Here is a 14,290-nt window from a genome sequence, read left to right on the forward strand (position 1 = left end):
TTAGTCCCCAAGCATTAAATCACGTCAACACAGCCCCAATCATGTCTCCCAACCGTTTACCACACTCAACCAAGTCATTGGTATCAACATAAGCAAAGCCAACCACCAAGCCACGCACATCCGTCTCACCAATATAATACCGTGACAGAGGCCTGACCGATAAACCATTCGACTGACACTGAGCGGACAGAGCCACGTCATCAATGTGCGAGGGTAACTTAATCACCAATAACAACCCCGCATCAACCACCACTTGCTGCACTTTGCCTTTGAGCGCTCGGTCAAGCACAGCGAGCAACAATGTTCGACGCTGCGCATAGGCTTGGCGCAGGCGGCGGATGTGCGTGGTGAAGTGCCCTTGGTCAATGAACTCTGCAAGTGCTGCTTGCAAATGTAATTGACCAGGGCGGTATAAGTCATAAAGAGCTGTTTTGAATGAAGGAATCAAAGCATGCGGCAAAACAACGTAAGCGAGTTTGATACCAGGGTAAATAACTTTAGAGAATGTACCCATGTACAACACACGCGGCACCCCCGCTTCAGCCGCCAAGCCTTGCAGTGAAGCCACAGGGCGACCTGCATAGCGGAACTCACTGTCATAGTCGTCCTCGAGTATCCATGCATTGGCACGCTGGGCGTATTCGATGAGGCTTTTACGACGCGCGAGCGACATAACCGCGCCAGTCGGGTATTGATGGGAAGGGGTCACATAAATAAACTTCGGCGGCGGACTGGCCAAGTCCTCTGCGGATGGATTCATACCCTCAAGATCAACCGCAATAGGGCGAATGTTTAAATCATTGGCGTAAAATGAGCTCCAAGCCCCCCAGTAACAAGGATTCTCAACCCAAGCGATGTCGTTTTGATCCGCGAGCATACGGCTGATGAGGTCAAGTGACTGCTGCGTGCCGCCCGTGATGAGCACTTGGTCAGCATCGAGTGCGACGCCACGCGATACACGCAGATAGTCTGCCACGGCGCGTTTGAGCTGCAAATAACCACCCGTGGTGTCATAGTCATACAGGTTGACATCATCGCGACGCCAAACTTGGTTCTGGACGCGCTGCCATGTTTTGATGGGGAAATTGAGCAAATCCATCTTACCAGACAGTGCCAGAGGCTGAACTTCGTAAGCATCCATACCTTCTTCACGCGTCAGTCGTGCGCCGCGCTTGGATAAACTCACCGCCTCATCGTCTTCTGCGGCATCACCGAGAAACTGGTAGCGAACATGACTGCCATCGTTCGAGAAGCCATCAGGCAAGGCTTCAGCCACATAAGTACCGCTGCCTGTCTGACTCTCCACATAGCCCTCTGCCTGCAGCTGATCATACGCCGCGACAATCATGTTGCGAGAGGCGTCTAACTCACGCGCCAAGTCACGCGAGCTGGGCAACTTCGCACCAGCGGGCAAGCGACGGTTGACAATCGCCCCGCGAATCGCCTCATAAACACGTTTGTAACCCGGTAAGCGCGGATGAAAGTCTTGACGCTCCAATTCGGTTTGCAGCAATTCAGCCAGTGGCGTTCGTTTCATATGTGTCTCAAATCAATCTGTTATTTATCATGTTTGCCAAACGAGTGTTCATTCAAAGAGCTCTGAACAAAAAGCATCCGCCACCAACTGGCTTAATTTTCACTCAGATTTTAACCACTAAATCAAACCATTTCAACAAAAAGTGGTTCAAGCCATCATATAAAAGTGGCACTGCCTATAGAACCAATGCTACACTACAATCATCATTAACCCACATTGCGCCCCACCATGCCTAACAAAAAGGCATCAAAAGCGTCTGCCGAACAGGAGTTTCACCCTCACCATGGCTCGTCCTCCCATTATCTTGATTCCCTCATGCAGCAACGACATCCGTGGTCATGCGTCACACACGGTTCAGAGAAAATACACCGACGCGGTGTTTTATGGCAGCGACATGACACCACTACTCATTCCTGCAATGGGCTCAGCTCTGGACATTGAGGTACTACTGGGTGTGGCAAGCGGGATTTTCTTATCAGGCTCGCCATCAAATGTCGGCGCGGCACTGTATGGAGAAGAAGTGACACAGCCTCATTTGCCACAAGATCATTTGCGCGATGATGTAACGATTCCGCTGGTCAAGGCAGCGATTGCACGTGGCGTCCCGATTTTGGGGGTGTGCCGCGGATTTCAAGAAATCAATGTGGCGCTCGGTGGCTCACTGCATCAAGCCGTGCATGATTTGGATGACTACGACACACATCTTCTACAAGGTGATGTCACACCTGATGAGCGCTATGGCTTTAGCCACCCAGCTCGCTTGGTTGAAGGCGGCGTGTTGCACCAGATGCTGGGAAAAACCGACATTCAGGTCAATTCTGTCCATGGCCAAGGCATCAAGTTTTTGGCCCCCAGCTTGGTGGCAGAAGCCTTTGCCCCTGATGGTTTAATTGAAGCATTTAGAATGAAAGACCACCCCAATTTCGGAATTGCTGTGCAGTGGCACCCCGAATGGAAGATGTCAGAAAACCCAGACTCCATCGCCATGTTCAAAGCATTTGGACAAGCCTGTCTGGATTATAGCAACACCCAATAACCTCACACAGCAACCGAAACACATCGCCCCAATCACTCAAGCAGGCATACAGAATTACACAGGAGATACAAAATGGCACTACAAAAATTCACCACCCTCAACGAGATGGATCGCTGGCTCGATGAAAATCGCGTCACCGAAGTGGAATGTCTCGTCCCCGACCTCACAGGCATCGCAAAAGGAAAAATCTTACCGCGCAACAAGTTCTCAGAGGAACGCGGGATGCGTCTGCCCGAAGCCATTTTTGGCTCAACGGTGACGGGCGAATACCCCGAAGACAAAGCTCTAGACGGCATCATCGCCCCAACCGACATGGACATGGAGCTACGTCCCGACCCATCGACGGTACGCCTCGTGCCTTGGGCGTCTGACGCTACAGCTCAAGTGTTGCATGATTGCTTCAATATGGATGGCACGCTGGTGGAGTTCGCACCGCGCTCGGTGCTGCGCCGCGTTGAAGAATTATTCGCTGCTGAAGGTTGGGTACCTGTCGTCGCGCCCGAACTGGAGTTTTACCTTGTCGCACGCAACACTGACCCAAATCAATTGCTCATCCCGCCGATTGGCCGAAATGGTCGCCGCGAAGCAGGTCGCCAATCATACTCGATTGACGCGGTAAATGAATTTGACCCTCTGTTTGAAGACATTTACGACTACTGCGAAGCGATGGATTTGGACGTGGACACATTGATTCACGAATGGGGTGCCGGTCAAATGGAGATTAACTTCCTCCACGGGGCACCACTCGATTTGGCCGACAAAGTGTTTTTCTTCAAACGCACCTTACGCGAGGCAGCCATTCGTCACGAGATGTTCGCCACGTTCATGGCCAAGCCAATGCAAAACGAACCTGGCTCGGCCATGCATATCCACCAGTCCATCGTGGATGCCAAAACCGGTAAAAACATCTTCTCAAACGAAGACGGCACACGCTCTGAGACGTTCATGCATTACATCGGTGGGTTGCAAAAATACATGCCACTCGCCATGGCACTCGTAGCACCGTATGTCAATTCATACCGCCGCATCACCAAACACACCGCCGCACCGATTAACGTGCAATGGGCGCAAGACAACCGAACCGTCGGCCTGCGCGTTCCAGCATCAAGCCCTCAAGCTCGCCGTGTCGAAAACCGCGTCGTCGGCTCGGATGCAAACCCCTACGTTGCACTTGCTGTCACTCTGGCCTGCGGCTACCTTGGTATGAAGAACAAAATCAAGCCATCTGCCGAAACCTTTGGCGCAGTCAACGACTTAGACTTTGAGCTTCCACGCAGCCTCGGCGAAGCCCTCGACGCCCTGCGCGAATGCCCAGAACTCCACGAAGTACTCGGCCCGAAATTCGTTCAGGTTTACCTTGCAGTGAAAGAAGCTGAGTATGAGGAATTCATGAAAGTGATTAGCCCGTGGGAGCGGGAGAATTTACTGCTGAACGTTTAATGATTCAGGTGGGCTTTTTGCCCACCTTTGTTTTGAGCCGCATAATTGTGCTGTCGAACAAAGGCTTTAACCACAACTTCAAGCTTCACCATCCACTTTTACGCCATCATCCCATCCATTCCACCCACCGCAGAACACATTCACTACACTGCGTTTACAAATATTTAAACTCATGGAGACAACATGACCCAAATCAACACCGCTGCGCTGCAAAAACTCGACTCTGCACACTATCTGCATCCCTTCACCGATCACACTGATTTGGCGAAAAAAGGAGCACGAATCATCACGAAAGCGCAAGGCGTGCACATTTGGGATTCAAATGACAACCAGATTCTCGACGGCATGAGCGGGCTGTGGTGTGTGAACATGGGCTATGGTCAGCAGTCGCTGGTCGATGCCGCCACGAAACAGATGCAAACACTGCCGTTTTACAACAGCTTTTTCAACACCTCGGTCGAGCCTGCAATTGAACTGGCGACGTTGTTGTCTGAAATCACGCCGCCGCAGTTCAATCATGTCTTTTATAGCTCGTCTGGTTCAGAATCAAACGACACGATTTTGCGTATGGTTCGTCGCTACTGGGACATGCAGGGCGAGAAGCAACGCAAAACCATCATCAGCCGTAAAAACGCGTACCACGGCTCAACCGTCGCGGGCGCATCTCTTGGCGGCATGACGGGCATGCATGAGCAGGGTGACTTACCGATTCCAGGGATTGTCCACATTGAGCAACCGTATTTGCGCGAAGCGGTCAAAGACAAGCCAGAACTCAAAGATCTATCCGAGGACGAATTCGGCATCGTCGCCGCTGGCTGGTTAGAGGAAAAAATCCTTGAAATCGGCAAAGACAAAGTCGCCGCTTTCATCGGCGAACCTGTCCAAGGCGCAGGTGGCGTCATCATCCCGCCGAAAACCTACTGGCCAGAAATCCAACGCATTTGTGACAAATACGGCATCCTGCTCATTTCTGATGAAGTCATTTGCGGCTTCGGTCGCCTCGGCACATGGTTCGGCTGCGAAACAATGGGCACAAAGCCTGATTTCATGACATTCGCCAAAGGTGTCACCTCAGGTTACATCCCTCTCGGCGGCGCGATGGTCAGTCAGCGCGTGGTCGATGTGATTTACAAAGACGGCGACTTCAACCATGGTTACACCTACTCGGGCCATCCTGTAGCCTGCGCTGTGGCTCTGGCAAACATCAAACTGATGCAAAAGCTCGACATCGTCAACACGGTCAAAAACGACACGGCACCGTATCTGAAAAAAATGTTTGAAGCCCTCAATGACCATCCACTCGTCGCCGATGCTCAGACACTCGGTATGGTTGGCGGCTTGGTTCTTGTGAAAGACAAAGACAAAAACATCGGTTTTGATGACGACGACAACGTCGGTATGATTTGCCGAGGCCACTGTTTTGACAACGGCCTCGTCATGCGCGCCGTCGGCGATCGCATGATTATCGCGCCGCCACTCACCATGGCACATGACAACATCGACGAGTTGTTAAGCAAAGCGCGCAAAGCCCTCGATGCAACGCTCAAGGATGTCTCAAAATAAACGACACAGTTTTTCGTGCATTTTGCCCACTTTTGGTGCAAAATCACTGCTCATGAACGTCCGTGCGCAATCATAAGGCATGACACTCAGCTCAAACCGCTTTACTATAAGTTGTGGTATTTTTTCCAATGATTCACTTTGCTTTGTTTAGGAGACAAACTCATGAATGCAAAAAACCTCCGCCATTTTGGCCTATCAATGTTTGCAGCTTTAGTTTTAACCGCTTGTGGCGGTGACAAGCCAGCTGAAAAACCAGCTGATGCAGCACCAGCGGATGCCAAATCAACTGAAGCGGCTCCTGTAAAGCTATCAGGTCAAGTCAGCATCTATAACTGGGCAGAATACATCCCTGAAGCCATGGCTGCTGATTTTGAAAAGCAAACCACCGTTAAAGTCAATTACGACACGTTTGACACCGACGAAACGCTCAATGCAAAAATCATCGCGGGCAACACAGGCTACGACATCGTGATACCAGGTTCTGCTTGGGGCGAGCAACAAATCAAACAAGGCAAATACCTCAAGCTCGATAAGAGCAAAATCCCGAACTACAAAAACCTCGACCCAGCGCTGATGGAACAAGTCGCCAAGATGGATCCAAACAATGAGCATTTAATTCCTTGGGCATGGGGCTTTACAGGTATAGGTATCAACGAAGACAAGGTTATGAAAGCACTGGGCGGCATGCCTTTGCCAGAGAACCCGTTTGACTTGGTATTTAAGCCTGAGTACACCAGCAAACTCAAATCTTGCGGTATTTTCATGCTCGACTCACCGTCAGAGGTTTTGCCAGCTGCCTTGCAATACATGGGCAAAGAACCAAACAGCTCTAATGTGGCTGACTACACAGACGCTCTGAACAACTTACTCAAACCTGTGCGCGCCGACGTTCGTAAATTTGGCGACTCAGGTGTGGTCAATGACTTTGCAAATGGCAATCTGTGTGTGGCATTGGCATGGTCAGGTGACATCAACATGGCTGCAAAACGCGCCAACAACCCAAAAATGCGCATGTTGCTCGGCAAGGGCGGTATCGTGTTCTTCGATACCATGGCGATTCCAGCTGACTCTAAAAACGTGGACAATGCTTATGCATGGATTAACTACTATTTAGATGCCAAAGTCGGTTCAGCCATGACCAATGAACTCGGTTATGCCACTGCAAACAAAGCGTCATTGGAGTTCGTCGCTCCAGAAGAAGCGGCAAACAAAACGATTTTCTTAGACGCGGCGGTTCTGAAAGAAATGGCACCTCGCCGCTTACCAGAGTCTGAAGACGCTCGCAAAGCCATGACTGACGTATTCCGTCAATTCAAGTCAGGCAAGTAAGCCCATAAGCCTCGCAGTGCTGTTCGCTGCGAGGCTTATTTTTTCTTCGCTTTGCTTGAGTCCTCATCACAGCACCGTGTTTCGCACTCTGTTTCGTCATTCACAACGCGTCACGAAAAGAACCACGATGCTGTCATGACTGCTTTGGTCATTTTCAATGGATTTATTCTTTCACACCCACTGGCGGACACAACCGCCCGCCACATGAGGAGACACACATGACGGCCACCCCTGCACGCGATGCGTCATTTTTAAGCATTGATAACCTTGAAAAAAAATTCGGCGACATGACCGCCGTCAACAAGGTGTCTATCGACATTGCCCAAGGCGAGATTTTTGCGCTACTGGGCAGCTCAGGCTGTGGTAAATCCACTCTGCTGCGTATGCTGGCTGGCTTTGAGTCGCCGACCTCTGGGCGCATTTTGCTCGGTGGCCAAGACATCTCAAATGTCCCACCCTACAAACGCCCCATCAACATGATGTTTCAATCCTACGCGCTGTTCCCACACTTAAATGTTTGGGACAACATCGCCTTTGGTCTGCGTCGTGATGGTTTATCTAAGGACGTTGTGGCTGAAAAAGTAGAGTCCATGCTCAAGCTCACGCAGCTGACCAAATTTGCTAAACGCAAACCACACCAACTATCAGGTGGCCAACAACAACGCGTCGCACTCGCCCGCAGTTTGGCCAAAGAGCCAAAACTATTGCTGCTTGATGAACCACTCGGTGCATTGGACAAAAAATTACGCGAAGCCACACAGTTTGAGCTCGTTAACATCATCGAAAAAGTCGGCGTGACCTGCGTCATGGTGACACATGACCAAGAAGAGGCCATGACCATGGCCAACCGCATCGCCATCATGTCCAACGGCGAATTCCTCCAAGTCGGCTCGCCCACAGAAGTGTACGAAACTCCGCGCACAGAGTTCGTTGCGGACTTCATTGGTAACGTGAACTTGTTTGAAGGCGAAATTATCTTAGAAAACTTAGAAACCGCCGAAGTCCAAACCGCCGATGCGCTGCACGTCATCGACCATGCCATCACAGGTCAAGTCGGCTCGAAAGTCACCATCGCCATCCGCCCAGAAAAAATCGACATCACCCGCGAAGCACCGAGCCATCGCGGCAACCAAACCAAAGGTGAAGTCACCGAGGTCTCATACTACGGCTCAGACACGATTTATCACGTCAAACTGAACGGCACAGGCAAAGTGGTTAAAGTACAAAACGCAAACACCTCTCGCCTGTCTAATGAAGACAAATTCACATGGGGTGAGCAAGTGCACCTGTCGTGGACATCTGAAGCCATCGTACCTTTGTACCTATAAAAGGGGACTGACATGAAAAAAAGCAACAAAAGCCCAACCACGCCCAGAAGCGCATGGGGCAAATGGACAGTCATCGGTATTCCATACTTTTGGCTATTCGTCATGCTTCTGGTGCCGTTTATTTATTTGGCCATGATCAGTGTCGCCGAAATGGTCTCAGGCGGCGGTTTCATGCCTGTTTATCGTGATGGCGGCTGGTTCTTTAAAGACAATTACAGCCCGATTTTGACTGACATCATCGAAGGTGGCCCTTATCGCACCGCTTATCTGTCATCGGTTTATTACGCAGGTTTAACCGCCATCGGCTGCCTCATCATTGGCTACCCGTTTGCCTACTTCATGGCTCGCGCACCGAAAGAATTGCAGCCGACACTGCTCATGTTTGTCATGCTGCCTTTCTGGATTTCGATGCTCATCCGTGTGTATGCGATTAAAATTTTGTTTGACGACTCAGGGTTTTTGGTCACCACGCTCACTGGTGCACTCACCTCGATGGGGTTGATTGATGAACCGCTGCACTTACTCGGCACATCGTTTTCCATGATGTTTGGCATGATTTATGTGTATTTACCATTCATGATTTTACCGCTGTACTCGACATTGTCAAAAATGGATTCACGCTATTGGGAAGCCGCTGCTGACTTGGGCTCGACGCCTTTGAAAACATTTTTTCTCATCACCGTCCCGCTGTCTAAAGCAGGCATCATCGCGGGACTAATGTTGGTATTCATCCCATGCATTGGCGAATACGTCATTCCACAGCTACTCGGTGGCGCAGACACACTCATGATTGGTCGTGTATTGGCTGACGAATACTTCCAAAATGCCGATTGGCCGCGTGCTTCTGCATTGGCAATCAGCATCATCCTCATGGTCATCGTCCCAATGATGATTCTCAACAAGTACCAAGAAGTCGCAGGAGAAACGAAATGAAAGCACAACACCGTTGGTTCTCCCTGTCGTGGATGACACTGGTTTATGGTTTTTTGTACCTGCCCATTTTCATCCTCATCCTCTTCTCTTTTAATAGTGGTCGCTCATCCGTGTGGCAGGGCTTCTCCATCAAAGGCTACCAAGCCCTCCTGCGAGACAGTCAAATGATGAGTGGTCTCATGGTCTCGCTCAAAATCGCGCTGACCTCTGCCACCTTCTCCGTCATGATTGGCACACTCATCGCCTTTGTACTGGTGCGCTACACACGTTTTTCTGGACGAACCTTGTTCAGTGGAATGGCCAGTACACCGCTGGTGATGCCTGAGGTCGTGCTCGGTTTGTCGCTTTTGTTGGTATTTAAAAGCTGGGTTGGTATCCAAGGCGGCTACACAACCATCATCCTCGGCCACATCCTGCTCGGCGCGGCGTATGCCTCTGTCGTGATTCAAGCACGCATGACCGAAGTGCCAAAATCATACGAAGAAGCTGCATTAGACCTCGGCGCGAAACCACTGAACACCTTCTTCCTTGTCACACTGCCCCTGATTGCTCAGTCGCTGTTATCCGCATGGTTGCTGGTGTTCACCATCTCATTTGATGATGTGGTCATTTCACAATTCTTAAGTGGTCCAGGTGTGAAACCTCTACCCACTGTGATTTTTGAGAATGCCAAATTTGGTGCAAAACCCGTCGTCAACGCCGTCGGCACAGTCATCGTGCTCGTGGTCTCCACGCTGCTCATCGCAGGCAGCATCTGGCTACAAAAACGAGAGAAACGCATCCAGCGAGAAATCGCCGCAGCGTATCGCGATGCCTCTTAAAGTATTGCGCTGCACTTCAGAAAAAACCGAGCCAATCACTGGCTCGGTTTTTTACTCACTACTTTTTACAGCAAAACATCCAACGCACGTGGAAACACAAAATCCAATGACAACGCTGCTGCGCGGTAAAGCTGCGCGCTGCGTTTGCCGCTTTTTTTACTGAACTCGGTTGGCAGCACCACTCCCGCATCCAGCACCCGCCGTCGAAATGATTTTTTCTCAAGGCCGTGCCCCAAAATCACCTCAAACACCTGCTGCAACTCCGTCAAGGTAAACAACTCAGGCATCAGCCCAATCGGCAATGCGGTATAGAGCGTTTTGCTACGTAACCGCTCAACCGCCAACCGTAACAGCATCTGATGATCAAACGCCCAGTCTAAATTCGACGCCTCATCGACAGGCAGCCATTGGGCATTCATGGCAAGCGGCGTGGCATGATCAATCAACGCAAAATACAATGCCGTCACCGACCACCCACGCGGGTCCCGTGTGGCATCCCCCACAGTTTGCACCTGCTCCAAATAAGGCGATGCAATGGCTGTCTTCTCAAATAATTTTCGATGCGCAGCCGCATCTAAACTCACGTCTTTTTTTAAATCAATAAACCCACCCGGCAACGCCCAGCGCCCAAGCTGAGGCGACTCCTCACGCGTCACCACCAGCACATGCAAACGCTGCTCAACAATCGAAAAAATCGCCATATCCACCGTGGTCAGCGGCACGTCATAATCGTGGATGTTGTACGTTTTGAGAAACTCAACGTCGCTTGTCGTTTCAAGTTTGCTCATGGTCATTTCATTTTCAGGTGGTTTCTCAAAGCCAAACCCACCAAGAACGTCAACGTATAACCGATAACCTTGAAAATCTCAGTTAAGACGGGAATTGACTGTAAGCCTTCACAACTCTTCGGTGAACCCAATAGCGGAACCAAGGTCGAAATAGCACATGACAACCGCGAAAAACCATTCCAAACGCCATCCCCGCTTAAATTAAACGCAAAGCCATTTTTAAAACCCAGACTCACCATCATGGCAATCAAAACAACAAGCAACGCCAGCAACGGCCTTTTCACACTGACCCCATAGCCCATCAATCGGTAAAGAATAATCAACCGAGAACGTCCCGTTTCATAAAACACAAATCGCCACATCTTTTTAGCAGTTACACCAATGTTGTGAAGACAAGACTTAGACCAATTAAGTTTCGGTTTACTTTCGATTCGAGCCAGCTCTTCTGCCATTTCTAATTGAAAGAACCGCTGCTCCTCCCGAATCGAACCGTGTTGGGCAAGCGCAAGCTTCAAGGTGCGGTAGCTGCGCTCATACTCTTCTTTACCTAAGGGGTCTGGGAAGTTGGCGTGAACAAAACTGCAATCTTGCGGCAACTTTGCGCCGTGAAATATTGGTGGAACTTTAAAAAAAACGGTATCTCTACTCTCAAGTTTCTTCTCTTCCGCAACGACTTCTCCATTGGCCTGCTTGACCATTTTCTTGTAGATCAAATCATGGCTTTTAGTCCAGATCGCTGCACTGATAAACTCTCTGTTTCTAAAATCAACCTCGCTTTTAAACTCACAGCCATTAAAATGAGCTTCATAGAATTTATTGGGTGACAGATCATTCGCCTTCGAAAACTCATCGGTTCGCTTGTTGTAGTCTTCGCTACACAGACTACGCATGAGATCTTTTGTTATCCCAGCGAAGGATGCTTCCTTAACAAAACTACAGTTAGTCAATCCAATTACTTGAGTCTGAACACCTGTTAAATCAAACGTCGAATGAAAATATTCATCTGTGAAAAGTACAGCAAGCTTCCAGCTAGAGAGCTTGGCATCGAATTTACGATGCCAAACATTGCCTAGAAACTGAACAGAATGCCCAAAGATTTTTTGGAAACTCACATTGCCTTTCCACTCACAGCCATTAAACTCTAACTCTGAATGAAACGTTACATTTATGAAATCAAAATCACTACCATGAAAATCTGTCGCATGAAATGTCACCTTTTTTTCGAAAATCGAGTCTTTAAAAACAACAGTCGTATCGAAAGTATCGCCTGAAAAAGAAACCTCCCCCTTGAATGTTGCATCAGAAAAACTTGTCGAAGTCCATTTTGAACGGTCAAAAAAAACTTGGCTGAAGGTTACATTAGAAAATTTACACGCGTTAAGAGTAGCGCCGTCTTTAAATTCAGCTTTATTATGAAAAACGGTGTTGGAAAATGTGGTGTTAAGCAAAAATTTAGCATTGTTAAATATGGCTTGCCCATAAAATTGGCTACCAACAAAGTGACAATAGGCATCAAAAGTGCTCATTTCAAAGTTTGCGTTAAACAATCTTCTCGTAAACTGACTCTCAGTACCAAATCGTGCAGCATTGAAAGAACTGTTAGCACCAAATGTGCAATTTACAAAATTAGCCGCCCCCTTAAATTCTGCATCGCTAAAAGTGCAGTTGTTTCCAAACTTAAAGTTCTGAAACTCAGCTTCGCCATCGATGAATACCGTTTTGCTGAAATCAGCAATATTGCGATTCTCAATTTCACCATTTTCGTGTTTTATTTGCGTCACGGGGTGGTCTTTTCGCCATTGATTCCACACCCGATGACCGAGTTTTGCCAGTGCCAAGCAGCCGTCTTTGCTGATGTTGTCAGCCGTTCCGTAAGCGGCGGGATTGCTGGCAAAAAGATTTTGATATTGTTGTTTCAGCTCTTCAGAGCTTGTATCGTGATGGTTATTTGATGTATTCATTGTTTCGCAGGGGTTGTGGGTGGATGACACTTTTGTCTCGATCAGCACGTAGTTTATTCACTTTACTGAGACAGCCTCACCCGCACATCATCCAACGTGATGTCTTTGATGAGTTTGCCGTTTTCAAACACCACTTCAAGTGCGCCTTGTTGCTCTTGCTCTGCGGTTTGCTCATCAAATAATTGATAGCCGTTGTCGGTCGCCTCGATGCGGAGCAGACCTTTCGCGGATTTTTTGGTGCCGTTGTCGGTGATGGGGTCTTTGAATAGCGCACGACCTTCGCCGTTGACTTGTCCCCACGTCGCTTTCATGGCAAAGCCGAAGCTGTCGCGGGTGTTGTATTGATAAGTGAAGCTGCCGATACCAAAGACCATGTTGGTTGAGGCGAAACCTTTGGCGGTCATGCCTTCTAAAATCGCCTGCGCGCGTTTGAGCGTGATGGAGTCGCCGTAGATTAAGCCGACACGTTCGTGTAATTGCTTGTAGCCTTTGTCCGTAATTGTCCCACCAAAAATGTCCCACAAGCATTCGACCGCGCCTTTGTGAGCGGGGGAGCCAGCAGGTGCTTCGGGATCACCACAAATGATTTTCACAGGATCGCCGCTGTCTGGACGGAATACCACTTTGGCCAGCCCAGTCGCGTTCGGCTGACGATTTAAAATATCGTCTTTGAGCACAGCAGCAAACTCGCTCACCACTTGCCAAAAGTCCCAAGTGTCCGACACGATGCTGACAATGCCCGTCGGGTATACATCATTAATCAGGCGGCGAAATGTGTCTAACTCGTCGTCCTGCGTACCCATACACATCACGCTGTGTTCGGTGGCAGGGACCGATAAGCCAATCACACCCGTGGCGTTGTAGTACTGCTCGGCATAATCAATCGCCGATACCGTGTCAGTGCCCACAAACGAGGTCAAATGCCCTACGCCAGATTGCGTCGCATCATAAATGCCACTCATGCCACGGCAACTAAAGTCGTGACCTTGCAACGCAACAAACCCCTCGTCGCCGCCCGTGCGTCGTGCGTAATCAAGTAGGAGGCGTTTGTACTCATAAGCAATCGTGGCGGTGGTGCAGGCTTTCCATAAATCGGCACTCATCACCGTTTCAATATAATTGGTCAACCAGAAGAAGTCTGGGTGCGTATTCACCACGGTCAAAACAGGGACTTTGATGTTCACGCGCGCGCCTTCGGGTAATGCTTTGATGCGCAATGGTAAGTAGCCCAAATCGTGCAACGCCTCAATGTGATCGGTCGGCACCGCACCTTCGCCCAGTGAGGCATCCATGCGGCGTTTGTATTCAGCGACCACTTGCGCTTTTGGCAGGTTAAAAAATCCTTCATTCCATGTTTCTATCAAAAAGTGTTTGATGAATCCCTGCAAACCAAAGAACACCACACGTTCATCAAAACCTTCCAGTACAGGTGCGAGACGCGACGAGCGCGGTGTCAGGTTTGAGTACACATATTCTGTACCGACTGGGTACTGACGGCGGTGATCCGCTTTGTAGAAGTCTATGGCGTTGAGTGGGTTGATTTTGATGCCCATG

The 14,290-nt window shown here is 49.5% G+C and carries 11 protein-coding genes; 7 read left to right on the top strand and 4 right to left on the bottom strand.

Features of this window, described 5'->3' with window-relative positions; translation table 11 throughout:
• Nucleotides 1-19: 19 nt before the first annotated feature.
• On the bottom strand, nt 20-1,537 hold the full coding sequence (gene pdxR, locus IE082_RS05440) for a MocR-like pyridoxine biosynthesis transcription factor PdxR (protein ID WP_189492737.1): 1,518 nt from the start codon (nt 1,535-1,537) through the stop codon (nt 20-22).
• 283 nt (nt 1,538-1,820) lie between these two features.
• Here pdxR and IE082_RS05445 point away from each other — a divergent pair, with 283 nt between their 5' ends.
• The 7 genes from IE082_RS05445 to IE082_RS05475 all read left to right on the top strand — a co-directional run bounded on the left by IE082_RS05445 (nt 1,821) and on the right by IE082_RS05475 (nt 9,987).
• Nucleotides 1,821-2,573, top strand: a complete 753-nt coding sequence (locus IE082_RS05445; RefSeq protein ID WP_189492740.1) for a gamma-glutamyl-gamma-aminobutyrate hydrolase family protein — start codon at nt 1,821-1,823, stop codon at nt 2,571-2,573.
• 72 nt (nt 2,574-2,645) lie between these two features.
• Nucleotides 2,646-4,013, top strand: a complete 1,368-nt coding sequence (locus tag IE082_RS05450) for a glutamine synthetase family protein (RefSeq protein ID WP_189492743.1) — start codon at nt 2,646-2,648, stop codon at nt 4,011-4,013.
• 183 nt (nt 4,014-4,196) lie between these two features.
• Nucleotides 4,197-5,576: an aspartate aminotransferase family protein gene (locus IE082_RS05455; RefSeq protein WP_189492745.1), complete on the top strand. Its 1,380-nt coding sequence runs from the start codon at nt 4,197-4,199 to the stop codon at nt 5,574-5,576.
• Nucleotides 5,577-5,738: 162 nt separating this feature from the next.
• Nucleotides 5,739-6,905, top strand: coding sequence for an extracellular solute-binding protein (locus tag IE082_RS05460; RefSeq protein ID WP_189492748.1), 1,167 nt, complete (start codon nt 5,739-5,741; stop codon nt 6,903-6,905).
• A gap of 218 nt (nt 6,906-7,123) precedes the next feature.
• Entirely contained in the window at nt 7,124-8,233 is a 1,110-nt protein-coding gene (locus IE082_RS05465; protein ID WP_189492751.1) for an ABC transporter ATP-binding protein, read from the top strand.
• 12 nt (nt 8,234-8,245) lie between these two features.
• Nucleotides 8,246-9,166, top strand: coding sequence for an ABC transporter permease (locus IE082_RS05470; RefSeq protein ID WP_189492754.1), 921 nt, complete (start codon nt 8,246-8,248; stop codon nt 9,164-9,166).
• On the top strand, nt 9,163-9,987 hold the full coding sequence (locus IE082_RS05475; RefSeq protein ID WP_189492757.1) for an ABC transporter permease: 825 nt from the start codon (nt 9,163-9,165) through the stop codon (nt 9,985-9,987). Before IE082_RS05470 ends, IE082_RS05475 begins: the two co-directional genes overlap by 4 nt.
• Nucleotides 9,988-10,052: 65 nt before the next feature.
• On the opposite strand, the gene IE082_RS05480 is transcribed toward IE082_RS05475, so the two are convergent.
• The 3 genes from IE082_RS05480 to IE082_RS05490 form a co-directional block, all read right to left on the bottom strand.
• Nucleotides 10,053-10,775 (bottom strand): NUDIX hydrolase, encoded by a 723-nt coding sequence (locus tag IE082_RS05480; protein ID WP_189492760.1) that lies wholly within the window; start codon nt 10,773-10,775, stop codon nt 10,053-10,055.
• A 2-nt stretch (nt 10,776-10,777) separates the two neighbouring features.
• Nucleotides 10,778-12,736 (bottom strand): pentapeptide repeat-containing protein, encoded by a 1,959-nt coding sequence (locus tag IE082_RS05485; RefSeq protein ID WP_189492764.1) that lies wholly within the window; start codon nt 12,734-12,736, stop codon nt 10,778-10,780.
• Nucleotides 12,737-12,798: 62 nt separating this feature from the next.
• Nucleotides 12,799-14,289 (bottom strand): nicotinate phosphoribosyltransferase, encoded by a 1,491-nt coding sequence (locus IE082_RS05490; protein ID WP_189492767.1) that lies wholly within the window; start codon nt 14,287-14,289, stop codon nt 12,799-12,801.
• Nucleotide 14,290 lies beyond the last annotated feature (1 nt).

Origin of the sequence: Formosimonas limnophila, from assembly GCF_014652675.1 — a bacterium.
Lineage (GTDB): Bacteria > Pseudomonadota > Gammaproteobacteria > Burkholderiales > Burkholderiaceae > Hydromonas > Hydromonas limnophila.